Raw genomic sequence first — 24898 nt, 5'->3', positions numbered from 1 at the left:
CGGAGCTTGCAGAAGTCATTGGGGAGGATTTCCCCAACAGGCTTCCCGGCCATCGCGGTATCATACCGCCCGCCTCCGGGAGATGTCATCTCAGGAGGCACCGGAATCTGCATTGCTTACCAGTTTGAGCCCGGCGTTTACCCGTTTTTGCTGATGTTTCAGCCGCCGGATGCATCGCTCAAGGGTTTTGGAAATTCTTGCGTGGGAACGGATCATCGAGATTTTCGGCCAGGTTGCCCGCTCACCCGCCAGAATCATCTCCCGCACGTATTCCGGCTCCGGGTTCGCCAGCATGCGCCGGTAATCCCGCAAGCGGTAGGATGGTGCAATAGTCACATCACCGGAGTAACGCTGAGCCATGATGGTATAGAGCTGGCCGGATACCTGCCGCATGATCTCGGGACGAACCCTCTTGCGGAGATAATCAAACAGGCCCTGACCATGAAACTGAATCTCGGACTTGAGCAAATGCATCGGCAGATTCGCCAGGCTGAGCTTTTCGTCCCGGCCGCGGCGATTCAGGAAAGGCACCACGTGGGGGTTGGTCTGGCTGACGATGGTGAAGTTCACGTCGTAAAGATGCATCAGACGTTCAATCGGCAGGTCACTGACCACCGAGCCATCCACGAATTTTAACCGGGACATGTACGGCAGCGAGTTGCCATGGATGTCTTTCTTCATCAGGGTTACCGGCGGGTAAATTCCCGGTACAGCGGCACTGGCCAGCGCGGCACTCCACACCAGAAGGTACGGTGAGGTATACCCACACAACAAGCGGGCCTTCTGATGGGCCTGTACCGGCGATACGCTGACGTTGATCGAACGCCCCGTCCGCTGGAACGCCTCCTCGAACGTATACTCGCCGATGTTTGCACGCAGGCAGGCCTTCAGCTGATCCTGGTCCATCAGCCCGTCACCCTGCATCGCACTGATCAGCCCGCGCCATTTCCAGGCTTTCAGATTGTGATTCTCCGGCACCAGCATTTCCGGGATTTCCGCATCGGTATGAACCCCCAGGATTCCGGCAATAATCGCTCCAATACTGGACCCCGCAATTACCTGAGGCAGCAGCCCCTTCTCCCACAACGCCTTGATCACGCCAAAATGGAACATACCCAACGTCGCGCCGCCGCTCAGCAACAGCGTCGGGCGGCCGTAGCTGGTCAGGGTATCCCGGAAGAACTGCAGCTTCTCCGCCACTGGGAACCCGGGCACCGGGTGATCACAGAGGAAATCCAGCGCTTCACAGACCTGGGTGATGTATTCCTCCACCAGGTGTTTGGTACCCACGCGGGAGCGGCTGTAAAGCGCAGCGTTACCCATGTTGCCGAGGTCATGGTGAAGACCTTCCCGCAACGCTCGCTTCAGACGTTCGAAATCGTTCTGTTGTCGATACTGGCGAAGGTTACTGAGCCGATCGTAGATCAGCTCATAGTGATAGAGGTCAGAAACAAAGTCCTCTTTCCACTCCACATTCCCCTCGAGGAAATCGAGTTCCAGGGCAGCGGCTTTCCAAACTTCATAATTGGGCGCCTCCGCCAGCATCTTTCGAAACTTGCGAATGCGATCATCGGTCATTGCGATCAAAAATCTTCCAGCATCAGATCATCATCGTCTTCTGCAAACGGATCAGACGTGGTTTTGCCATCGTTGATCAGGTATTCCCTGCGTTGCAGATACGCGTTCCTGACAAAAGTATAGCCGTCTCCGGACATAAAGCCTTCTGCGGGGATAAGATCGGCTCGTTTATCGACAATCTGCAGGGCCCTGGCAAAGTAAACTTCCGGCTCCTCCACGGCGTCCCAGGCGGACGGAATAACCCAAAAATCAGTGCTCAGCCCGACAAAATCCCGGGGGTTGGATGGCCCCAGCAATGGCAGCATCAGGTATGGACCGGACTCAACCCCCCAATAACCCAGGGTCTGACCGAAATCCTCCGGACGTTCCGGAAGCTCAAAAGCCGTAGCGACGTCAATCAGCCCTCCCAACCCGAACACCGTGTTGTAGGTGAACCGGCCAGCCGCCACAACAGCGGCCTCACCCTTGAGCTGGAACAGACTGTTTGCGAAATTACGGACTTCGGAGAGGTTATTGAAAACATTGGTCACAGCCCGGTCGGCGAACCCTGGCATCACCGTACGGTATGTCTTGGCTACCGGCCTCAAAAACCAGTTATCGATGGTTTCATTAAAGGTATAGACCTTGCGATTCCAGTTTTCATAGGGATCATTTTCATTAACCGGCCCGGACATCTCGGGGGCGGGTTCCTGCACGTTTTGGGCGGCCACCTGCGCAGCGCCCCCCACGAATCCGATGAGAGCGGCCAGCACTATGGCAAGTGCCCGGCACCGGGAAAAATAATCTGTCATTTTTGAGCCTGAGGTTGTTAAATCCGTTTCAGTTCGTCGAAAATACCGGCTCTGTTTTTCTTTTTATTCGCTCTCAGGTTCGGAGGAACCCGATGTCAGTACCGGGAAATCTAGTCAACACTTTGTCCGTCCCCCTTCGCTGGGGAGATATGGACGCATACGGCCACGCCAACAATACGGTTTATTTCCGCTTCTTCGAGGAAGCCCGGATCGTATGGCTGAGATCCCTTGAATTAGGCGGACCCGAGGCAGCCGACGGGCCGATCATTATAAAGACCAGCGCCACCTTTCTGAAAGAGCTGAACCACCCGGCCACCGTTGTGGTGAAAACATACGCCGACAAAGCCGGCAATACCAGTCTGGATACTTACCATACCCTGACGGATGCCGACACGGGTGAATTGTATGCAGAGGGTTATGCCAAGATTGTCTGGTTTGACCGGGCAGCCCGCTCATCCACCCGGCTGCCGGACACACTCAGGGCCCTGGCAGCCGATTAGATATCAGCAGGGGCTATCGGCGGCGTACCACTACGCTGCCGATGGAGTAACCGGCCCCGAAGGAGCAGATCACGCCCAGGTCACCGGATTCCAAATCATCCTTGTGTTTGTGGAAAGCAATGATGGAGCCAGCGGAACTGGTATTGGCGTATTCATCAAGAATCACCGGCGCCTCATCGATGTCGGCATCACGACCCAGCACCTTGCGGGCAATCAACTGGTTCATGTTCAGGTTGGCCTGGTGAAGCCACATGCGACGCAGGTCATCTGCCGCCAGTGACAACCCCTTGAGCTGGCTCAGGATCGTTTCCGCAACCAGCGGGGACACTTCCTTGAAGACCTTCCGACCCTGCTGCACGAACAGCTTGTCCGGCTTGCCAATGCCAGTCTCATCGCCCCGATTCAGGAAACCAAAGTTATTGCGGATGTTGTTGGAGAACTTGGTCTTGAGGCTGGTGCCCAGAACCTCGAACCCCTGCCCTGAAGCTGTATCTTCCTCTCGCTCCACCAATATCGCGGTACAGGCGTCGCCAAAAATGAAGTGGCTGTCGCGGTCACGGAAATTCAGGTGGCCGGAACAGATTTCCGGGCTGACCACCAGCACAGCGCGGGCGCTGCCGTTTTCCACGGAATTGACCGCCGCCTGCAGGCCAAACGTTGCCGAACTGCACGCCACGTTCATGTCATAGGCAAAACCTTCAATACCCAGGGCGGCCTGAACTTCGACAGAGATCGCCGGGTATGGGCGCTGCATGTTGGAACAGGCAACGATCACCGCATCCACGTCTGCCGCCGTCTTTCCGGCCTGTTCCAGGGCTTCCTTGCAGGCTGCCACCGACATATCACACTGCACGGAGGGCTCATCATTCCCACGCTCGGGGATGTGCGGCGCCATACGCTCCGGATCAAGAATGCCGGTCTTGTCGATCACATGACGACGTTTAATACCGGATGCCTTTTCTATGAAGCTCGAGGAAGAAGGCTGCAGAGCTTTCAGTTCGCCACGGGCAATCTCGTCGGCATGCTGGCCATTATGGATTTCAACGAAGGCGTTGAATGCCTCCACCAGTTCGTCGTTGTCGATGGTTGCAGGCGGTGTATACAGACCGGTTCCGCTGATGACGGCTTTAATCACGCTAACCCCACGTCATGGTAGTGAAAACAAATGAAAGAACGTTCCGCTTATGCACCAAATAGTAACACAGTCCTGATAATTTGCTCGCGCCGACGAAGGTCTCAGACCCGGGTCTTCTCCCACTGGCGGTCCAGCCTTTTAACAGACACCGGCATGACTGTGCCCAACTGCTGGGCAAAGAAAGACACCCGGAACTCTTCCAGCATCCACCGATACAGCACCAGTTCCGGATCCCGTACACCCTGGCGCTGCTGCTCCGCCTGTTTACTGGCGTAACGCGACCAGAGCGGCTCGATCGTGTGAAGAAACTCCCGCTCACGCCCCATTTCCCGCGGCATTTTCTCGAAGCGGACAGACGCCGCTTCGAAGTAGCGACCAAACTGTTCCAGCCACTGGGTCGGGGTGGCGACCAGAAAGCCGGGATAGACCAGGTTCTGAAGCTGAAATTTCAGGTCCGCCATGCTGTTTGCCTGCGCCAGGCTGATCTTGCCTTTCAGCTGTTTAGCCACCGCATGATAGCCTTTCATTGCCTGATGGAGGCGTTCATCCGCCTGCTCCAGGGCCGGGATGAAATCCCCCCGGCCGCCGTCGAAAATGGCTTCGAACTGTTGCCGGTCACGGGGCAAACCGTCCGACAGAAAGTGCTCCATGGCAGTCGCCACCAGCAAATCATCCAGTAACACTCTGGCCTGCCCCACCGGTGCAAACATCAACGCCGAACCTTTGAAGTACGGAAGTTTTCGTTCCAGATCATCCAGGGTGTTGCCGAACCGGTTAAGCATCAGCCGGGCGACCGCCTTGCGGGTAGCATCCTCTGCGGTCAGCGGGTCCAGGTAGCGGGCCTGTTTCACGGCTTTACCAAGGTCTTCCAGCGCCGGGTAGACCGTCACCTGCATACCGCCTTTTTCGGTCTGGACTGACTTCGGGAGCGACCCGAAATCCCAATCGACATACTCCTGCTCCGACTGGGAGTCGTCAGGTGTCTCGGCAGCGGAGGCCAGGGCCGCTTCGGCCTTGCCTTCAAGCTGGTCCTGCAGCACCGAGGTTTCCCGCCCTTCGGCCATCACCTTGTCGCCATCGCCCATCACCCGGACGTTCATCCGAAGGTGTCGGGGCAATTCGTCTTCCGGCCAGGCCTCCGGATCAATCCGCACCCCGGTCATTCGCCGCAACTGCTCACCCAACTGGATCGCCAGGGGTTGATTGGACGGCTGCATATTCTCCAGGGCGGCGTCCACAAAATCCGGTACCGGCACAAAGTTCCGGCGCAGCGACTTGGGAAGTCCTTTGACGAGGGCGATGCATTTTTCCCTTAGCAGTCCTGGCACCAGCCACTCAAGCCTGCGTGACGGAATCTGCTTCAGCGCCATCAGCGGCACCTGCAAGGTGACACCATCCCGCTCACTCGTGGGCTCAAATTCGTAACTCAGGGGATACTGCACACCTTCCCACTCGAGATAATCCGGGTACAGCGAGTCCGCTTGTTCGTCCACCGGACGCTGCAGGATATCCTGCTCGGTGAGCTCCATGTTTTTCAGTTCGTCAGCACTGAGGCCTTTCCACCAGGTCTCGAAGTGGCGACCGCTGACTATGTCCTCCGGCAGACGCTGGTCGTAGAACGCCACCAGGGCTTCGTCATCCACCAACAGGTCACGACGCCGGGTTTTCTTCTCCAGATTCTCGACCGTATCCAGCAATGCCCGGTTACGCTCGATAAACGGGGCCCGGGAGCGGTAATCACCTTCAACCAGTGCCCGCCGGATAAACAGTTCCCGACATTCCTTCGGGTCTACCTTGCTGTAAGGGATACGCCGGCGCGGTACCACATCCAGCCCATACAGGGTGACTTTTTCATAGCCCATGACCTGTGCGCGCTTCTGCTCCCAGTGGGGTTCAAAATAATGGTGCTTCACCACATGCCCTGCCAGCGGCTCGATCCATTCCGGCTGTATGGCGGCCACCATGCGGGCGAAGACACGGCTGGTTTCGACGATTTCCGCCGCCACGATCCATTTGGGGGCGCTTTTGGACACCTTGGAGCCCGGGAACAGGGTCACCTTTCGGTTGCGCGTGGCCAGGTACTCGCGCTTTTCCACCTTGACCGCGACCTGCCCCAACAGGCCTGCCAGGATGGCTTTGTGCAGGGAATCATAAGATGCGGGCTCAGTATTGAAAGCCAGCTTCTGTTCGCGGCAGATCAGGGTGAGCTGACGGTGGATATCCCGCCACTCACGCATCCGCATCCAGGACAGGAAGGTCTTCTGGCAGACCTTCTTGAGCTGATTCTGGGACAATTCCTGGCGCTGTTCCTCATAGAAATTCCACAGGTTGAGCAGGCTGGCAAAGTCCGATTCTTTGTCGTTAAACGGCGCGTGGGCCTGGTCTGCAGCCTGCTGTTTTTCTTGAGGGCGCTCGCGGGGATCCTGAATGCTCAGACCGGCGATGATCACCAGTGTTTCCGCCAGGCTGCCAAGCTCCGCGGCGGTTACCAGCATCCGCGCCAGCCGGGGGTCCAGCGGCAACCGTGACATGGTGCGACCAAGGCGGGTCACCCGACGCTTGTCATCGACGGCGCCCAATTCTTCCAACAGCTTATAGCCGTCATTGATCAACCGGCGGTCCGGCGCCTCCAGAAACGGGAAATGACGAATTTCTCCGAGGCCGGACGTCGCCATTTGCAGAATGACAGAGGCCAGGTTGGTGCGAAGAATCTCCGGATCGGTGTATTCCGGGCGATTGATAAAATCCGTCTCGTCGTACAAACGGAAGCAAATGCCCGGCGCCACCCGGCCGCAGCGCCCTGCCCGCTGGTTAGCACTGGCCTGGGACACGGGTTCAACCGGCAGGCGCTGAATCTTGGAGCGCACACTGTAGCGGCTGATACGCGCCACGCCGGTGTCGATGACGTAACGAATCCCGGGCACCGTCAGCGACGTTTCTGCCACATTGGTGGACAACACAATGCGCCGGCCCCGGTGCCCCTGGAAGACGCGGTTCTGCTCCTGATTACTCAAACGGGAGTACAGCGGCAGCACCTCGGTGTGCCTCAGATCCACATGGCGCAGCACCTTGCTCAGGTTGCGGATTTCCCGCTCGCCCGGCAGGAACACCAGGACATCACCCGGAGGTTTCTTCTCCTGCCGTTCGTGCTGCTCGATTTCGTCGATAGCGCTAATCACCCCGTCCGTCCAGCTCTGGTCGCGGTCATCCTCATCACCGGTCAGGGGGCGGTATCGAACATCCACAGGATAGGTACGACCGCTGACCTCGATGACAGGCGCATCACCAAAGAAATGGCTGAAGCGCTCCACTTCGATGGTTGCCGAGGTGATGATCACTTTCAGGTCGGGCCGTTTGGGCAGCAATTGGCGCAGGTAACCCAACAGGAAATCGATGTTGAGACTGCGCTCATGGGCCTCATCGATAATTAGGGTGTCGTAGCGATCAAGGAACCGGTCATGCTGGACTTCCGCCAGCAGGATGCCATCGGTCATCACCTTGACCCGGGATTGCTCGGAGGTGTTATCAGTAAAACGAACCTGATAACCCACCTGCTGACCGGTTTGTTCCCCCAGTTCCTCGGCAATGCGCCCGGCCACGCTGCGCGCCGCAAGTCGCCGCGGCTGGGTGTGGCCGATCAGCCCACGGATGCCCCGGCCGCTGTTCATACAGATCTTGGGGATCTGGGTGGTCTTGCCTGAGCCGGTTTCACCGGCAATGATCACCACCTGGTGTTTTTCAATCGCCTCACGGATGTCATCCACCCGATCGGACACCGGCAGATCCGGCGGAAAGGTCGCGGGCTTGTGCAACGCCTGGCGTTGTTGCACCCGCGCCAGCCCACGATCAAGCCAGCCCGCCATTTTCTCCAGGTCTTTCTGCCCCGGCTTCCCCTTTTTTCGCGCCAATAGCTTGTGGATGCGGGCGGCCTCCTGCTGATTGCAGGCGTCCAGTTGCTCCATGATGGCTTTGACTACAGCCTTGCTGTCCGGCGTGGAAGCCTTATCCGGTGTGGCAGATACTGATTGCGACGGGGTCCGGGACATGAACAGGATTCACCAGTGTCGAGATGGATCAAAAGGAAATTGGCGCCAGTCTAACGGGAACTGCCTGCCTGTTAAACGAAAAAAACCCCGCCTAAGCGGGGTTTTCTGGACGGTAAAGCCTGCAAGCGCAGGCTTTAGCCGGGTTTTACTCTCGGCCTTTATCAGGCGTTCGCTTCGTCACGCAGCTCGCGACGCAGGATCTTGCCTACGTTGGTCTTGGGCAACTCGTCCCGGAACTCAAAGTTCTTGGGTACCTTGTAGGCGGTCAGGCGCTCACGGCAGAACTCTTTCAGTTCATTCTCGGAAACACCTTCGGCGGTCGCCACCAGGTATACCTTGACGGCTTCGCCACTCTTGGCATCCGGAATACCCACGGCGGCGCACTCAACCACCTTCGGATGGCTGCTGACCACGTCCTCAATCTCGTTCGGGAAGACGTTGAAGCCGGATACGATGATCATGTCCTTCTTGCGGTCCACGATCCGGATATAACCGTCTTCCTGGATCAGCGCAATATCACCGGTCTTGAGATAACCATCCTCGGTGAAGGATTTCTGGGTATCTTCCGGACGCTGCCAGTAGCCGCGCATAACCTGTGGGCCCTTGACGCAAAGCTCGCCAGGTTCGCCCAGCGGGGTCTCGTTTCCTTCGTCGTCAATGGTCTTGATCTTCGTGGACGGAATCGGAAGACCAATCGTACCCAGCTGAATAGCGCTGTGCGGGTTGAAGGTCACGACCGGTGATGTCTCGGTCATGCCATAGCCTTCGCTGATTTCACAACCGGTGACGCGCTGCCACATCTTGGCGGTGTCGCTGGTCAGCGCCATACCACCGGAAGAGGTCAGCTTCAGCCCGCTGAAGTCCAGGGCCTTGAACTCGTCGTTATTGCACAGCGCCACGAACAGGGTATTCAGCCCCAGGAACGCGGTGAACTTGTGGTTCTTCAGCTCCTTCACGAAGCCAGGAATGTCGCGGGGGTTCGGAATCAGCACGTTATGGGCGCCGGCTTCCAGCATGATCCCGCAGTTCAGGGTAAAGGAGTAGATGTGGTACAGCGGCAGCGGCGCGATCACCACTTCCTGACCTTCCACCACGATGTCTTCCATCATCGGGCGAGTCTGCAGCAGGTTGGCCACCAGGTTGCCGTGAGTCAGCATGGCGCCCTTGGCCACACCGGTGGTACCGCCGGTGTACTGCAACACGGCAATGTCGTCCTGCTTGCATTCAACCGGGGTAAACTTTTCCCGGGCGCCGGCACTCAGCACCGCAGGCAGCTTATGGGCCTGAGGCAGGTTAAACGGCGGCACCATCTTCTTGACGTGTTTGACCACGGCGTTCATCAGCGTACGCTTGATCGGTGAATGCATGTCGGCAATTTCAGTCACAATGACATGCTCAATGCCGGTCTGCGGCAGCACCTTCTCGGCGTTTTCCGCCATGTTGGCAAGAACCACCAGAGCCTTGGCGCCGGAATCGTTGAACTGGTGCTCCATCTCCCGGGTGGTGTACAGCGGGTTGGTGTTCACCACGATCAGTCCGGCGCGCATGGCGCCAAAGACCACTACCGGGTACTGACTGACGTTGGGCATCTGCACGGCGATGCGATCGCCGGGCTTGAGATCGGTCTTGTTCTGCAGCCAGGCAGCAAAGTTACGGCTCTGGGTGTCGAGATCACGGTAAGTCAGGGTGGCGCCAACAGCACTGAATGCGGGCCGATCGGCGTATTTCTTCACGGCCTGCTCAAATACATCAACCATGCTTTTGTATTTGTTCAGGTCAACCTCACCGGGTACACCAGCGGGGTATTTGTCCTGATAGAACTGCTCGAAATCCATCACCATCTCCTGTTTGGCGCTTGTGTTTATAATGATTTACCAGTGTCGTTGTGATCAGAAAATCAACCCGACAAAAGTATCAGCCGAAAAATGAGGGGGAGAGAATAGCAGTTTTGAGAACAATGAGGTAGTTTTCAGAGCACACCTGTTCTGGACTTTTAATCTGCAAAATCGTGGAGCAACTGATGAGCGAAACGCCGGACACCCTTGACAATATCACCTACGATGAACTGAATGAGGGCGACTCCGCCACCTTTAGCCGCACCCTGACGGAAGATGAGCTGATATTGTTCGCGGCTGTTTCCGGTGACGTGAATCCGGTACACCTCGACTCCGAGTTCGCCGCCGAATCCATGTTCAAGGAACGCATCGCCCACGGCATGTGGAGCGGTTCACTGATTTCCGCTGCGCTCGCCACGGTGATGCCGGGCCCCGGAACGATTTACCTGGACCAGAGCCTGTCCTTCAAGCGCCCCGTCAAGCTGAACGATACCCTCACGGTAAAACTGACGGTACTGAAGAAAGAAGCGAAAAACCGGGTCGTGCTCGAATGCGACGTTCGCAACCAGAAAGACGAAAAAGTGGTCAGTGGCGAGGCAAAGGTCATTGCCCCGACCAAGAAAGTATCACTGAAGAAGCCCCGCCTGCCGAAGATCATCATCGAGCACTGATCAGCCCGGCAGGAAATCGATCGGGAACTTCACTTTGCGGGCCGCCACGTCGTCGGCCCCGAAGTTGAACAACTGAACCCGGGTCGCAATACGACGTTCAAGTTCCGGGTGATCCAGCTCGGAGCTGACCACCTCACACCGGGAAACCGAACCGTCCGGCTCAATCACCAGCTCCAGCAACACCTTGCCCTCCAGAGTGGGATCCTGCCTCAGCTCACGGCGGTACAGCGAGTACAGCGCGGTTTTCTGGGCATCAAACACCTGGCGGATATTACTCATTCCCCGCTCATCCGGGCCCTGGTCCGGCTTTGCCACCGGCTTCGGCGCCTGCTCGGGGGCGACCGCCACTTCGCGGACCTGATGCTCCTTAACCTCTACCTGTTTAGTCGGACCGCGATCGGCCGCAACACCACCACTGCCACTCAGAGTCTCGCCAGTTCCGGGATGGTCACTCTGTATGTCACCGGAACTGTTGGATACATTGGCAACCAGAGCAGGTTCCGCATCAGACTCAGGGGCGCGCAATGCCGCCAACTGATCCTTCATGGCCAGCAATCCAGAGCGTGAAGCCCTTGCCCTCGCCTGCTCGACGGATTGCGATCCGGTTTCCTCGACCGTCGCCGGAGCTACCGGCTGATGCACCTCTTTCTGACGGTCCGGCGCTGGCTCCTCGTCCACTTTTGCTTCCTGTTCAGGTTCGGTCGGCGGATCCTTGACCGGATCCGGCGCGCGGACCGGCTCCGGCGGGTCTTGTTGCTCAATCAGCCGTGCCAGCCGGGGCGGAACATCCGCAACTTCATTCCGGTCCGGTTCGGGCACCTCCGTCAGCGGGATCAGGATCGCAGGCGGCAGGCACAGCACGAGCATCAATAACAGAATCAAACCGAAACGACCGGTTTCCCCGTTTTCCGGCGTCCAGGGCAGCTCCATCCGATTGCGGCCAGGCTCAGCCATTACGGACCTCCCCATCGGATTCGACCGCAAGCCTCACCCGGCGGTACTGCTGATCAACGCAGGTCTGCATAATCTTCCGTAACAGCCGGTAGTCGGTGTCACGCCCGGCCATGATGGTCACCTCGAACCCATGCTCCGGCACCTCACCCCGGCGCTCACGGTGCCACGCCAGCTCCTCCGACAGGCCCGTCACGACGGCCTCTCCCGTCTCAATGGCGTCCAGATGAGCCACTTCCCGGCCCTGTACCAGAACGGACCGGCCACTGACCTGAACAGTCAGGGTCTCTTCTGCTTTCTGCTGCGCAGAGGACAGAGGCAGCGGAACATCCGAGTTGTTCTGCATGACCTTCACATCGGAGGAGTTGACCATCAGGAAGAACACCAGGATGGTGAAAATATCCATCAGCGACACCAGGTTCAGGCCCCCGGTGCGGTGCATGCGTCGATAATGCCGCTGCATGCGACGGGCCCGGCGAGATGTTTTCATGCCCCCTCCCCTGAATTCCCTTCCGACGCCTGCGCAACGGCATTGAGTTCGCGATCCGCCGGGGCATCCGCCAGTGCGACATCCGGAAACAGTTCTGCCTCCACACGACTGGCAGCAACAACAGTCGGATAGGAGCGCACGGTATCCATGGCGGTCACCAGGGTCTGGTAGTCAATATCCGGCCCGACCTCAAGCACCACATCCGTCTTGTCCGGCACCCGCGCCTTGATGCGCTTGAGGGTATCGAGCAGGCCAGCGAAGTCCTGTTCGCTTTCCTGTAACGGCAGGGTGCGGATAACGCCACGCTCGCTGTCGGAAATTTCCATTCCTTCGGGAATCAGCGTCACTACCAGTCGCAACTGTTCGGCGGAGGGCGCCTGCCCCGGCTCCATGCCCGGAAACTGCAGCTCAATGGTCCGGATCTGGCTGAACACCATTCCCAGTAACAGTACCGGCACCAGAACAATCATCAGGTTCAGAAAGGCGGTAATATCCAGCTCCGGGCTGTTCAGGGCCCGGCGATGTCTGCGTCTCATACTGTTTAATCCCGGCTCAGGCGGCAGATTGGCTGGCGCCCGAATCTGAAATGATGTTCAGTAACTTCACCCCGGCCATCTCAAAGCTGTCGACGATCTCGTTTGTGCGGGTCTGTAGCAGCGCGTGAAACATCAACAGGGGTATCGCAGACATCAGACCGAACGCAGTGGTGTTCATCGCCACGGAGATGCTTTCGGACAACAGCGTGGCCTTCTGGGCCGGATCCGCTGCCGCCACGGCGGTAAACGCAGAAATCAGACCAATAATGGTGCCAAGCAGCCCCATCAGGGTGGCAATATTGGCCAGGGTTGCCAGGTACTGGGTGCGTTTTTCAAGTCGCGGCAGCACCTCCATTAACCCCTCTTCCATGGCGTATTCGATCTCTTCCCGGCGGTTGTTGTTCAGCAGCCGCCCGATTCCCGCGCCCATAATGGAGGCAATGGCGCTGTCGGAACTGCTCGCCGCTTTCATCGCGCGCTGATAGTCCCGTTTTTGCAGCAGCGGTAAAATGCCCCGCTCGAAGGCCCGCCGGTTACGGCGGCGCACCGAACCCAGATAAATAAAACGCTCCAGGGTTATGGCAAGGCCGATCACCAATACCACGGCGATGGGGTACATGAAGGGACCACCTTCCTGAAAAAAACGAATCACGGTTTCCAGCATGTTCAGACTCCTGCAGTTACTGCGCAGACAGGTATGAATCCGGTGACGGATTCAGGGTTTCACGAAATATCCGATGACGCTCAAGCGCCAAAGGATCCTGGGGTTCAAGTAAATCGGGAGCGTGATCGTCCAGCTCTGCCCGGGGCCGGCGCGGCAGGGTGGGCGGTTGCCAGGGCAGGATGTACAACACGCCGGGATCATCATCCCGGGAGTAATCGGTTATTCCCTCGACGCTCAAGGCCTCGGCAGAACGCTCACCGGGCTCCTCCGCCAGGGCGTATCCGCTGGTCACAACCATTACGATCAAAACCCTCATCAGGGCACCGGGCATTCGACGAACCATCTATTGAAGCCTCCGTTCCAGATCCGCGATCCATCCCGCCACCAGCTTGTCCTCGCTATCGGTCAACGCCCGATAGCGGCGGTAGTGATCCAGTGCAGTGTCGAGCTCAAACAGATAGAGTTCGGAGATGACCGCAAGGTTGTAATGCAATTCGGGGGTTTCCGGGGCTAATTCGATACCGGAGCTAAGCAGACTGGCGGCTTCCCGGAACTGCCCTTGCTCCCGTAATGTCAGTGCCTGGTTGTTCATCGCCACGATGTCTTGCCTGGTGACGGTCTTTGCTTCAGAGCTTTCCAGAGATGGCTCGTTACCCGGCTGGCTGGCACAACCAGCCGTCAACAGCAGGACAATCATTGCTACCAGAGAGCGGATATCAGGCATCATCAGGCTCCTCTTGCGTCATCCAGCGCACCTCCCTTGCGTATCGTCCGGGAAAAAGCGTTGCCAGGGCTTCCAGGCTCTTCGCTATCCATTCGCTGTACTCCCCATCCGCCAGCCGCTCATGATTGCGGGCATGAAGGTCGATGGCTTTCTCTTCAAACGGGTAGGCTTCTTCCTCAAGCAGCATCTGATATTGCGCCTGCTCAAGTTCATTCAGCGTTTCCGGGATGTCAGACGTCATCAGGTCAGCCGCGAGGGTCCGATAGAGTTCAGCATGGCGGAACATGGCTTCGGACTGCAGCCTTTCCCCATCCAGCCGGCTGGCCTCGGCGAAGCGACCCCGGGCCTGCTCAAGCGCAGCCTGTTTGCGTGCCAGTGATTGTTCCAGGGGGTGGACAAGTGCTATGGCCTCAAACTCCATGGCGGCTGATTGCCCCAGCGCCATGGCCGCATCAGCCGACCATTGCAGGGTGTCCGGTGAATGCCACTGGCTGCCGAGCTCAGCGCTCACCAGTTGTTCCCGGTACATGCCGGGCGATACATCCGACTCCAGCAATCGCTGGCGCATAGTCTGACGCTGGATATGCTCGCTGGCGTTGGCGGACTGCCCGGGGCCGGCGAGGTATTGCTGATAGAGATCGTTGCGACGATCCACCGCGCCGCCCTCGTGGAAAAACTCCGCTGCCCGCAGCTTTCGAGGCCAGGCATCCACCTCATGGGCGACCGCATCCATCAGTTCCGATGCGGCCCGGACAGGCTGCCCAGACCTGGAGTAGGCCAGTACCAGTTTATCGCTGATTGCGGCTGTCAGGCCGTGTGCGGGGAAATCGGAACGGAACCGGGTCAACTCGTTGATCGCAGCCGGCCATCGTTCCGCCTGAAGCAGGCTGTTGGCAGCATCGTAGCGTCCCTTGATAGCAATATCGGAACCCGGTAATACCTGCTCCACCCGCTGGAAATGCGTCACGGCGGAATCGATATCCCCCGCTTCCCATGCGGCCTCTCCCTGACGGTAGACCGCAGTGGCCAGCTGCCGTTGTAATGCTTCCACCTCATCCGGATCAATCCCGGTCAGGCGATGCTCTTCAATCAGCGTTGCGGCGTTGCGCCAGGCATGCTCTGCCTGCCCATGGCGAGCGGCCCTTGTATGGACTTCGCCAAGCACCAGCCACGCGCTGTACATCTCCTCCGGAGTTGCGGAGGTCTGGGTCTGGACTCGCTCAGCAAATTGGCGCGCATCGCTGTAGGCTTCCTGCTCCAGCCAACGGTTGGCAATGTCAGCATTGAGACCGGAAAGCCTGGCATCCCCCGGAAAACGATCCGCCAGCCGCTCCGCCGACAGGGACAACTGCTGGAGACTGGTCTCAAAGGCTATCCGGCTGTCGAGTCCATCCCGGTGAATGGTGACGGCAGCCCAGGCAGCGTCATCTGCATCTGGGTACGAGTCGAGGTGATAGGCCGCCTGCTGGTAGTTATCAAGGGCATTCCGGTACTGCCCCGCCTGCAACCGGGCGTCACCTGCCAGTCTCAGTAAGTCACCCGTGTCAGACGCACGCTTACTGAGCCCTTCGTAGTACGCCGCCGCCTTCGCAAAGTTGTTGCCAGACGCACTCTCACCCTGCTGGTAATAATAATCCGCCAGCCTGCGGCTCAGCGTCTGCCACAGCGCCTGATAGGACTCCGACAGCTTGCCGTACTCCTGATCATTTCCGTACGCGGAAACATAGGCTTCCCGCGCTTCGCGAACGCGGTCGGGGTTATCGGCCATGGACCAGACATCAATTATCTGTGCCATAAAGGCCGGCGCCTCGGGGTGATCCGGCTGCCGCTGGACAAAGGCCTGGTTGACCGCAACGCTGTCTGCGAATCTGCCAAAGCTGGCGTAATGGTCCGCCAGCCGGTCAAAAATCAGATAGTCATAGGATCTGGGTCCGCCGCCGGCCAACCAGGCAGTCAGGGCGTCAATTCCCCTGGTCTCAGCGGCCATCAACGCCAGTACCCGCAAGGTATCATCGACGAGTTCTGTATTACCCGCGGACAAATCCGTCATGCTGGTGGCATCCGGCAACTGCTGATCAAGCACCGCCATAAAGGTTGAGGCCGCCCGGCTCCATGCGGCCTCACCCTGTTTATACTGGCTCCAGCCCTGCATATAGCGGGCTTTGAGTTTGAGCCTGTCGCCACCGGCCCCCGAAATCAGCCGGTTATATTCCGCCTCGGCTTCGGCGTATGCCGCCCGGGAAAACGCAGCTTCCGCGATCCGGAAACGGGCCTCGGGAACCAGCGGTGATTTCGGGTACAACCCGGTTAACTGCTTCAGCCGTTGAATGGATTCATCACCCTGCCCCACATAGGCATGGGCTTTGGCCATCTGGTACAGCAATTCGTCCAGCTTTCCTTGGAACGACCCGCTTTCGATGATTGATTCGTAACTGTCGAGGGCTTCCCGGTACAGTCGTTGCTCTTCCGCGTTATCCGTCTGAACCACCTGGCCAGACACCTGCTGAATGTTTGCCAGGCGGTTCAGGGCATCAATCCGGACTTCCGGTTTATCGGACGAGTCAAACAGGCGCTGGTAGCGTCTGGCTACTTCCCTGGGTGATATGGCCGGCATCGGGCGGGACTCGAACTTCAGGAATACCGGCCGCATGTCGGCAATGGTTTCACCATCACGGCCGAGTTCCACCCGGAATGACTCCTGGGCACTGACTCCGGACACACCGCCTGCCGCCAACCACAGCGCCATCAACGACCATCTTGGCACCTTCATTCCTGCACACACTCTCATCACTGGCCACCCTTTTCGAGCGATTCCAGCGCCAGATACTCGTACAAATGAGCAATCTGCTGTTCGGTTTTATCCAGCCCATAGCCCATCCTTTCATCCTGCCGGGCGACGAACGCCAATGCCTTTTCATCAAGGACGGTTTCCGCCCGCACCCGCAAACCGGAGGCACGCGACTGCAGCGCACCAAGTCTGGAAATGGCGGCCTCAGTGCGTGTCAGCAAGCGCTCAAGCACCGTATTCCGTTGTGCCAGCCTCTCATCCAGTGCCACCAGGGAAGATTCACTCCCCCCCAGCACATGCCCTGTCGTGGTCAGAGATTTCAGTTGCTGCGGATCACTGATCCTGGCCTCCAGCTTTTGAACCCGGGCGCGTAACTGGCCAACCCTATCCATCAGCATGGCCTTCCGGTCACTGGCGGCTGCCGGGGATGTCGCGAGACGGGTTGTCAGAGAATCGCGGAAAACGCGAAGGTGACTCGCTTTCGCTTCCAGCGAAGCTGCAAGCCCGGTGAGCTCCGACACCCGTGCAACGGCATCCTGGCCCGCCGGGCTTTCCATGAATCTCAACAGGTAAGCCATGCGCGGCTGTGTGAGGGTGCGGTTATCCGCCAGAAACCATTGTGCGTCGGAATCCCGGGCATCCTGAACCAATGCTTTCCAGGCGCCATCCTGACGAATGCGGGAGGCCAGTTTACGCAGGGTCACACGCTCGCTTTCAAAGGATGCGTTTGCGGCAAGATACGCTTCACCCGCCTGCCCCAGATAACCGGAGAGGTCATAACCCTGCCCAATTCCCAGCCAGGCATCTTCTACCCCGGGATACGCCAGGGGGTACTTCTTCGCACGGTGCCAGGACTGCATAGCTGCACGATGGTTGTTCCGCGCAGCCAGCGCCAGGCCATGGAAATACAGGGCGCGAGGGGTGTAGTAGCTGTTGAGGGGCACCTGCTCAAGAAACCCGATGGCCTTCTGGTACTCTTCCTCCAGGTAAGAAAGGTAGCCCGCCCGCACCAGAAGCTGACTTCTCAGATTGGTGCTGCGCTCGCTCACGGTATCCTGCTCAGACATCGCAAGAGCGACGCGAAGGGCAACCAGTGCACGGGTCGGATTGAGATCCCGCTTGCTATAATCCGCCGCCAGATTCATGTAACCAAGGGCGGCCCAGTAACCGGCTTCCATGCCTGACAGAAGCTGCCCCGCCCTGTCCCGATGACCTGCCCGACGTTCCAGTTCCGCCTGCTCGTAGATCGCCTGCTGACGAACCTCGTCACTCCGCCCTGACGCCATCTGAGCCTTGAGCCAGGACTCCGGATCTTCGCTGAGATTGCTCGCGTAAAACTGAGCGCGCTCCGGCTGTCCCGAGGCCAACGCGAACCTGGCAAGGCCGGCTGCCAGCGATTGCTGCTCACGTTCGCTGGCCGCAACGGAGGACAGCAGCATTGCAGCAAGCAGCACCGTGAACCCGAACCACCGCACACAACCTCGCCAACGACGGTATACCAGACTGACAACCATGCCCCTACTTCCACTCCCTGAAAGAAACCTGCGGCTCGTAATCCGGCGCCCTTGCATCCAGGGATACCTGGATACGATATTCCCCTGGCAGCTTGCGGAAACGGTGGGTTGATTCACGTCTGACGTAACGATCATCCGGGGCCCGGGCAGTCAGCACCGTTTTGAGGACATGGTCACCGTGGGGAAGATTTCCGGTATACAGCTGCTGAACACCACCCTGCTCAAGGGCGCTGAGTTCCCGATCTGAATAGAGGTGAGACGCAACCGGCGTGTCATCAACGTAAAGCTCTACGGAATCCAGCGTCAGGGCATCTTTGCGGGCAAGTGTCAGAAATACTGTCACCCGGGTATCGGCTGGATGGAGAATGCCTTCCTCAAGCGCGAAAACCTCCACCGCCAGGCTTGCGACGTCGGCCTTGAGCTGACTGATCTCTGCATCCAGCTCATTGGCAGCCACATGGCTGGGGAACAACAAGGTATGGCCAAGAATGACCAGTAATATGACGGTGAGTCTAAACCGGCCCCGACTCGAAGCGGGGCCAGTAGCCTGCTCTGCGGCGAACATACGCTTTCTGCCTCTTGTTATGCACCGTTACACACTGACAAGAAGCGTAACACCCGGTTACTTTCAAGAACGGTATCCAGATCACCAATTGGACAACTCGACGTGTCGACTTATTTGACGGATATTCAGGCGAGACTTACGGAAGCGGCGAAGGAGGAAAGAGCATGGCAGTCTACTGCTCTGATATACAACGAATTAACTCAAGTGGCCCCGGAATTGCTCCAGGCGAGGGAGCGGGGAAGCCGTGACAGCGACCCCGTTTAAAATGCCGAGCTTTGCCGATGCCCTCAACCGCATCGGCTTTTTTTTGGGTTTCCGAACTATTTTCGGCCTCCCTCTATGCCTGTACCCCCACGCGGAACCACGTTGAGGTAAAACCCTCATTTTCACCGAAGTCCGGCCCACTATAATGAAAGACTCAATCCCCCATAAGTGAGGAAGCAACCATGACTAACATGCAATCTGAGGACAAGCGCCCTACTCCGGATCCCGCCGAAGATAACGCATTCTTTCCCTCTCCCTATTCGCTAAGCCAGTTTACTTCCTCCAAGTCTGATCTTAGCGGTGCCGACTACCCTGCGCCCTATACAGGTGGTCGCTGGAAGGTGTTGATGATCGGTGCTGACGAGCGGTACCTGCTAACGGATAACGGCACAATGTTCTCGACCGGCAATCACCCTGTAGAAACCCTCCTGCCAATGTATCACCTGGACAAAGCCGGTTTCTCCTTCGACGTTGCTACCCTTTCCGGCAACCCGGTCAAATTCGAGTTCTGGGCGATGCCGTCCGAGGACGAAGAGGTGAAGGGGCTTTTTGCTAAGTACCGTGACCAGTTCAAGAAGCCCTTGAAGCTTGCTGACGTGGTTGAAAAGGCTCTCGGTGATGATTCGGACTACATCGGTGTGTTTATCCCCGGCGGCCATGGGGCTTTGATCGGTCTGCCTGAAAGCGAAGATATGAAAAGCGCCCTTGAGTGGGCCGCTGAGAACGACAAGTTCATCATTTCGTTGTGCCACGGTCCGGCAGCTTTTCTTGCCGTTGGTGACAACTCAAGCTTTACAGGTTACAAGATCTGCGCTTTCCCGGACGATCTCGACGCTCAGACGCCAGGTATGGGCTACATGCCAGGTCATCTGACGTGGAAGTTTGGTGAAAAGCTGAAGGCAATCGGGTTCGATATCATCAACACAGATATTTCCGGTGCGACCCACCAGGATCGCAAAATGCTCACCGGCGATAGTCCTCTTGCCGGTAACGCCCTCGGAAAGCTTTCGGCCAGTGCTTTGCTTGAAGAAGTGGCCCGAGAGTAACCCCATGCAAGCAGACGCCACACTTCGCACCGCGCTTGCTATCGAAGGGTGTGAAAGCCTTCAGGCCATTCAGGATGCGGTTCGCGCCTTTGCCGGACCGCTCGGTTATGATCGATTCATTCTGTTCTCTGCGTCCTCGACGCTTGATGGCATTGTCGAGCGTATCTACTGGGTGGAAGGGGACTGGTTCGGCAGTGGTGAAGCAATCGATGCACAAACCTATGTTCGCCGTTGTCCGGTAACGCGAAACATACTGGAGGTGTGCCAGCCATTCTTTTGGACCAAGATTCTGGATCAGGATGGTGAGCGCTATCGCGTCGTCCGCAAACCGCACGGCCATGGCATCCATGGCCTGCAGATCCCGGTCTTCGGCCCCCTCGGACTGGAAGGCGCCATGAGCCTGGGCGGGGAAAGAATCGATGCATCGCCACAAGCCCGTCTTGCGATGGGTGTGGTGGCAACATCTGCATTCTTTTCCGCTCGCAGGCTTATGGAAGCCCCCAAAGAACAGAACGGCAGGAACCTTTCAAAGCGGGAACGCGAGGTGCTGTCATGGACAGCTGTTGGCCGGCGACATGCCGATATCGCAGCTACTCTCGGGCTGTCCAGACGAACCGTGGAAAATCACCTCCGGAGAATACGAATACGTCTCGGCGTGGCGACTACGGCCGAAGCCATCAGAGTTGCTATTCGCAACGGGGATATTGAGGGGTAACCCAATATCCCTTGCACCTTTTTTATTTACTCAACTGCTTCATGGCCGACTCCAGGCCTTCAATGGTCAGCGGATACATGTGATCGTTAACCAGTTGCCGGGTCATGCCCAGTGAACCGCCAGTTCCCCAATAGCTTTCGGGCAGCGGATTGAGCCACACTACCTTGCGGAAATGATCGGAAATGCGCTGGAACCAGGTGGCGCCGGCCTCTTCGTTCCAGTGTTCGATCGATCCACCGGGGTGCGAGATCTCATAAGGCGCCATGGTGGCATCCCCCACGAAGATCACTTTGTAGTCCGGGGTGTACTTATTGAGAATATCCCAGGTGCTGGTGGTTTCGTTCATGCGGCGGATATTGTTCTTCCACACGCTTTCATAGACGAAGTTGTGGAAGTAGAAGTACTCCATGTGTTTGAACTCCATGCGCGCGGCGGAGAACAGTTCCTCGCAGACACGCACGTGGGGATCCATGGAGCCGCCGACATCGAAGAAAATCAGCACCTTGACCGCGTTATGCCGCTCGGGAACCATCTTCAGGTCGAGATAACCGGCATTGCGGGCAGTAGAGCGAATGGTATCGTCCATGTCCAGTTGGTCCGCGGCGCCCTGACGGGCAAATTTGCGGAGTCGGCGCATGGCAACTTTGATGTTGCGGATACCCAGCGTGATGCTGTCATCCAGATCCTTGAATTCGCGCTTCTCCCAGACCTTCACTGCCCGGCCATGACGACCGTTTTTCTGGCCGATACGAAAACCTTCCGGGTTATAGCCATCGGCACCGAACGGCGACGTACCGCCGGTACCAATCCACTTGTTGCCGCCAGCATGGCGTTCCTGCTGCTCTTCCATGCGCTTCTTGAAGGTTTCGATCAACTCTTCAAGACCGCCAAGGGAATCGATTTTGGCCTTGTCTTCCTCGCTGAGATGCTTCTCGAATTCGGCCCGGAGCCAGTCATCGGGAATCAGCATCTCCATCAGGTCCTCGAGATTCTCGATTCCCTCGAAGTAGGCCTTAAAAGCGCGGTCAAACTTGTCGAAGTGGCGCTCATCCTTTACCAGACACACCCGTGACAGGTAATAGAACTCCTCCATATCCGCGAAGGCCAGCCGGTTTTGCAAGGCCTCCAGCAGATCCAGAAATTCACGCAGGCTGGCGGGCACTCTCGCCCGCCGCACTTCGAGAAAAAAATCAATCAACATAAGGTGTAGCTCTTGCTGAATGTCAGCTGCGACGACGAGCCATGAAGGCCAGCTTCTGCAACAGGTGAACGTCCTGCTCATTCTTCACCAGGGCGCCGTACAACGGCGGCAACGCAGAGCTGGTGTCCTTCTCCTGCAACATTTTGGCAGATAATTCATCCGCCATCAGCAGTTTCAGCCAGTCGATCAACTCGGACGTGGATGGCTTTTTCTTCAGGCCCGGCACCTTGCGCACGTCAAAGAACACCTCCAGGGCGTCCCGTACGATTTCCTGCTGCAGCCCCGGGAAGTGCACGTCCACGATGTCTTGCATGGTGTCGTGATCCGGGAAGCTGATGTAGTGGAAGAAACAGCGACGCAGGAACGCGTCCGGAAGCTCTTTTTCGTTATTACTGGTAATCACCACGATGGGGCGTTGCTTCGCCTTTACGAATTGCTGGGTCTCGTACACGAAGAATTCCATACGATCGAGCTCCAGCAGCAGATCGTTCGGGAACTCGATGTCGGCCTTGTCGATCTCGTCAATCAGCAGCACTACCTGTTCGTCAGCCTCGAAGGCTTCCCAGAGCTTGCCCTTGACGATGTAATTGCTGATGTCCTTGACCTTCTCATCCCCCAGTTGGGAATCACGCAGGCGGGACACCGCATCGTATTCGTAGAGGCCTTGCTGCGCCTTGGTGGTGGACTTGATGTGCCAGGGGATCAGTCGCTTCCCCAGAGCAGAGGCCATTTCTTCAGCCAGCAGGGTTTTGCCGGTCCCGGGCTCGCCTTTAATCAGCAACGGGCGTTGCAGCGAGATAGCCGCATTCACCGCCATCTGCAGGTCATCAGTAGCTACGTATTTCTCGGTACCGGTAAACTTCATTCTGTTGGTTCCTGTTCGATTATCAGTTTGTCCGCAGCGGAGTATAAAGCCTTGCCCTGCCAGTGATAAGGGCTGCCAGCACCACCCCGGCCTTAGGGTTTGCGTTCTTCCTCGCCCTTCGGCTTGTCGCCGTCAGCGGGAGGGGATTCCGGATCATCACCGTCTTCGGTGTCTGGAAGATCATCAAACTCGGAGAGATCGAAGTCTTCCAGGCCAAATTCTTCTGTGCTTTCTTCATCATCGGCCTCGGTGCTGGCCACCGGGATTTCCTCTTGTGGCTCAGGCTCAGGCTTGGATTCGGGTTCCGGTTCCGGTTCGAGTTCGGGCTCCGGTTCGGGTTCTACCACCGGTACTCCCTCCTCATCCTGACCTTCCTCGCCGTCCTTATCTTCAGTGTCGGTTTTGGTGTCAGTGGCAGGCGCTGCTTTGCGCTTGCGCCGAACAACGGCATATACCCCACCAGCGACAATAAGGATCACTACGATACCGCCTGCGATCATCGCCCAAAGCGGCGCAGCCGGATCGGATTCCTCCGGTTCTACAGGATCGGCCCGGGGCTCCTCGACGGCACTGATGTCAATAGGCCCGGCGCTGGCGCTGTCTTCTGCAGGCTCCGGCTCGGGCTGTGGCGGCTGAGCGGGCTCTTGCTCACCTTCTGCCCCAGACTCAGGAGCGTCCTCCTGAACGGGTACCACGGGTTCGGTGACCGCCGGCTCGTCTGATGGCACGGAGGAAGCCTGGCCCTCCGGAACATCGAAACGGCTGACACCGGTGAACTTGCGGGAGAACGTTTGACCGTCTGCAACCACATCAATCACATACTCCCCGGGGGATGGCATTCGCCCGATGGTGTCCCGGTAGACCCCGTTTTCGGGCGGCTGCTCTCCGGACAGTACCTTGGTCCCGCTGCGATCATCCTCGGAGGTGATGGTGACACGAACGTCGATGACATCCAGAAAGTCCGGATCGGTGAGCTTGTCCTGGTCTTCAAAAAACGCTATCCGCAGCGCCAGAGGTTCCTCTTCGGAGAATGCCGGCGGCACCGGGTTCACCACCATGCGCAAGTCACTGACGACAGTTACCCGGCTGCCTTCGCCAAGCTCACCGTTCAGTCGCCACTCCCCTTCTTTCGGGTCGGTGACAGTAATCAGGTCATAGCCGGATTCCCGAGCCCAGCGCATGGTGTCACCCGGATTGCCAACCGCGGCCATGTTGCCATCCGGGTCTGTTAGCTGAAGCTCACGGGTATCACGGGTTTCGCCCTCACCCCAGAAAATCAGTGCGGTAAATTCCTGCACGCCGCTGTCGACACTGAACCGGTTGCCTTCGATGGGCACCTGCTCCTGGGGCACAGCGGCATTCAGGGCTTTCAGAAAGGCGCGGTTCAGGGCATCGGCGGAAGGCGCAATACTGTGGCTGCCCCCGGTTTCCCCGGCCAGGGTTTCCAGAAACCCGACATCCGCTTCGGCGGACAACGCCACCGTATGGAACGTTGCCCCTTTGGCGATCAGATCATCCAGCAGCGGCCCCAGAATGCGTTCACGCTCGGCCTGATTCTCCTGATCACTGTCAGAGATATCGACCTTGCCATCGGTCAGCAGGATGAAGTCCGTATTGGCCAGATCCCCATCGGTAAAATAATCGTCGCTGGCGACTTCAATGGCCTCGCCCAGATTGGTGCGAAGGGCAACGGAATTGATCTCTGAGGACCGGTTGATCATCCGTTCCCGCCAACTGTCGTCAACGCGATCCCGGGGAACCAGCATGTTGACGTACTGGCCGAAGGTCCAGAGACCGGCGTAAGCGTCTTCCGGCAGCATTCTGGCAAGCAGGCGCACGGCCGGTTGCCGGAGGTTGTCAGGGTCGTTGTCTTTCATGGACCCGGAAATATCCACGATAATGCGGACATCCGCGCCCTCGGGAAGCTGAACATCGCCTGCTTGCTGGGCGTTTGTCCACACCGGCAGGCCGAGGGTGACAACGAGACAGACTCTCAGTATCCAGCGCATCGTGACTCCG

General features: G+C 58.0%; 21 protein-coding genes. 4 read left to right on the top strand and 17 right to left on the bottom strand.

Features of this window, described 5'->3' with window-relative positions; translation table 11 throughout:
* Window positions 1–90: 90 nt before the first annotated feature.
* Complete coding sequence (locus ACQUWM_RS02815) at window positions 91–1578, bottom strand: DUF3336 domain-containing protein (protein ID WP_428921112.1); 1488 nt, start codon at window positions 1576–1578, stop codon at window positions 91–93.
* 5 nt (window positions 1579–1583) lie between these two features.
* Window positions 1584–2369 (bottom strand): MlaA family lipoprotein, encoded by a 786-nt coding sequence (locus tag ACQUWM_RS02810; protein WP_428921111.1) that lies wholly within the window; start codon window positions 2367–2369, stop codon window positions 1584–1586.
* 92 nt (window positions 2370–2461) lie between these two features.
* On the opposite strand from ACQUWM_RS02810, the gene ACQUWM_RS02805 reads away from it, so the two are divergent.
* Window positions 2462–2869: an acyl-CoA thioesterase gene (locus tag ACQUWM_RS02805; protein WP_428921110.1), complete on the top strand. Its 408-nt coding sequence runs from the start codon at window positions 2462–2464 to the stop codon at window positions 2867–2869.
* A 13-nt stretch (window positions 2870–2882) separates the two neighbouring features.
* On the opposite strand, the gene ACQUWM_RS02800 is transcribed toward ACQUWM_RS02805, so the two are convergent.
* From ACQUWM_RS02800 to ACQUWM_RS02790, 3 genes are all read right to left on the bottom strand, one after another.
* Window positions 2883–4004, bottom strand: coding sequence for a beta-ketoacyl-ACP synthase III (locus ACQUWM_RS02800; protein ID WP_428921109.1), 1122 nt, complete (start codon window positions 4002–4004; stop codon window positions 2883–2885).
* A 101-nt stretch (window positions 4005–4105) separates the two neighbouring features.
* The gene (gene hrpA, locus ACQUWM_RS02795; protein WP_428921108.1) at window positions 4106–8050 is read right to left on the bottom strand and encodes an ATP-dependent RNA helicase HrpA; all 3945 of its coding nucleotides are present in this window, start codon (window positions 8048–8050) and stop codon (window positions 4106–4108) included.
* Between the two features lie 161 nt (window positions 8051–8211).
* The gene (locus ACQUWM_RS02790; protein ID WP_407000417.1) at window positions 8212–9885 is read right to left on the bottom strand and encodes an AMP-binding protein; all 1674 of its coding nucleotides are present in this window, start codon (window positions 9883–9885) and stop codon (window positions 8212–8214) included.
* A gap of 185 nt (window positions 9886–10070) precedes the next feature.
* Here ACQUWM_RS02790 and ACQUWM_RS02785 point away from each other — a divergent pair, with 185 nt between their 5' ends.
* Window positions 10071–10556: a MaoC/PaaZ C-terminal domain-containing protein gene (locus ACQUWM_RS02785; RefSeq protein ID WP_428921107.1), complete on the top strand. Its 486-nt coding sequence runs from the start codon at window positions 10071–10073 to the stop codon at window positions 10554–10556.
* On the opposite strand, the gene ACQUWM_RS02780 is transcribed toward ACQUWM_RS02785, so the two are convergent.
* Genes ACQUWM_RS02780 through ACQUWM_RS02740 form a run of 9 tightly spaced genes read right to left on the bottom strand, consistent with a single transcriptional unit; the run spans window position 10557 to window position 18788 of the window.
* Window positions 10557–11510: an AgmX/PglI C-terminal domain-containing protein gene (locus ACQUWM_RS02780; RefSeq protein WP_428921106.1), complete on the bottom strand. Its 954-nt coding sequence runs from the start codon at window positions 11508–11510 to the stop codon at window positions 10557–10559. It abuts the gene before it with no gap.
* Window positions 11503–11997, bottom strand: coding sequence for an ExbD/TolR family protein (locus tag ACQUWM_RS02775; RefSeq protein ID WP_428921105.1), 495 nt, complete (start codon window positions 11995–11997; stop codon window positions 11503–11505). The genes ACQUWM_RS02780 and ACQUWM_RS02775 overlap by 8 nt, the downstream gene beginning before the upstream one ends.
* Window positions 11994–12533 carry a biopolymer transporter ExbD gene (locus ACQUWM_RS02770; protein ID WP_428921104.1) on the bottom strand — a complete coding sequence of 180 codons (540 nt, stop codon included), beginning with the start codon at window positions 12531–12533 and terminating at the stop codon, window positions 11994–11996. The genes ACQUWM_RS02775 and ACQUWM_RS02770 overlap by 4 nt, the downstream gene beginning before the upstream one ends.
* 16 nt (window positions 12534–12549) lie before the next feature.
* The gene (locus tag ACQUWM_RS02765) at window positions 12550–13197 is read right to left on the bottom strand and encodes a MotA/TolQ/ExbB proton channel family protein (protein WP_406985169.1); all 648 of its coding nucleotides are present in this window, start codon (window positions 13195–13197) and stop codon (window positions 12550–12552) included.
* 16 nt (window positions 13198–13213) lie between these two features.
* The gene (locus ACQUWM_RS02760; protein ID WP_428921103.1) at window positions 13214–13513 is read right to left on the bottom strand and encodes a hypothetical protein; all 300 of its coding nucleotides are present in this window, start codon (window positions 13511–13513) and stop codon (window positions 13214–13216) included.
* Window positions 13514–13540: 27 nt separating this feature from the next.
* The gene (locus ACQUWM_RS02755; RefSeq protein ID WP_428921102.1) at window positions 13541–13924 is read right to left on the bottom strand and encodes a hypothetical protein; all 384 of its coding nucleotides are present in this window, start codon (window positions 13922–13924) and stop codon (window positions 13541–13543) included.
* Window positions 13914–16691 (bottom strand): outer membrane protein assembly factor BamD, encoded by a 2778-nt coding sequence (gene bamD / locus ACQUWM_RS02750; RefSeq protein WP_428921101.1) that lies wholly within the window; start codon window positions 16689–16691, stop codon window positions 13914–13916. The genes ACQUWM_RS02755 and bamD overlap by 11 nt, the downstream gene beginning before the upstream one ends.
* A 17-nt stretch (window positions 16692–16708) precedes the next feature.
* A complete protein-coding gene (locus ACQUWM_RS02745; RefSeq protein WP_428921100.1) occupies window positions 16709–18223 on the bottom strand; it encodes a hypothetical protein in 1515 nt (504 codons plus the stop codon).
* A 4-nt stretch (window positions 18224–18227) separates the two neighbouring features.
* Window positions 18228–18788, bottom strand: coding sequence for an AraC family transcriptional regulator (locus ACQUWM_RS02740; RefSeq protein WP_407000406.1), 561 nt, complete (start codon window positions 18786–18788; stop codon window positions 18228–18230).
* A 446-nt stretch (window positions 18789–19234) separates the two neighbouring features.
* On the opposite strand from ACQUWM_RS02740, the gene hchA reads away from it, so the two are divergent.
* Window positions 19235–20098, top strand: a complete 864-nt coding sequence (gene hchA, locus ACQUWM_RS02735; RefSeq protein WP_428921099.1) for a glyoxalase III HchA — start codon at window positions 19235–19237, stop codon at window positions 20096–20098.
* A gap of 4 nt (window positions 20099–20102) precedes the next feature.
* Window positions 20103–20813, top strand: a complete 711-nt coding sequence (locus ACQUWM_RS02730; RefSeq protein WP_428921098.1) for a PA1136 family autoinducer-binding transcriptional regulator — start codon at window positions 20103–20105, stop codon at window positions 20811–20813.
* Between the two features lie 22 nt (window positions 20814–20835).
* On the opposite strand, the gene ACQUWM_RS02725 is transcribed toward ACQUWM_RS02730, so the two are convergent.
* The 3 genes from ACQUWM_RS02725 to ACQUWM_RS02715 all read right to left on the bottom strand — a co-directional run bounded on the left by ACQUWM_RS02725 (window position 20836) and on the right by ACQUWM_RS02715 (window position 24888).
* Window positions 20836–22014, bottom strand: a complete 1179-nt coding sequence (locus tag ACQUWM_RS02725) for a vWA domain-containing protein (RefSeq protein ID WP_407000403.1) — start codon at window positions 22012–22014, stop codon at window positions 20836–20838.
* Window positions 22015–22036: 22 nt separating this feature from the next.
* Window positions 22037–22879, bottom strand: a complete 843-nt coding sequence (locus tag ACQUWM_RS02720) for an AAA family ATPase (protein ID WP_407000402.1) — start codon at window positions 22877–22879, stop codon at window positions 22037–22039.
* 92 nt (window positions 22880–22971) lie between these two features.
* A complete protein-coding gene (locus ACQUWM_RS02715) occupies window positions 22972–24888 on the bottom strand; it encodes a VWA domain-containing protein (RefSeq protein ID WP_428921097.1) in 1917 nt (638 codons plus the stop codon).
* Window positions 24889–24898 lie beyond the last annotated feature (10 nt).

Source organism: Marinobacter sp. DUT-3, from assembly GCF_050379435.1.
Taxonomy (GTDB): domain Bacteria; phylum Pseudomonadota; class Gammaproteobacteria; order Pseudomonadales; family Oleiphilaceae; genus Marinobacter.
Note: the sequence above shows the minus strand (reverse complement) of the source record. Positions and strands in the feature narration are given on the sequence as shown.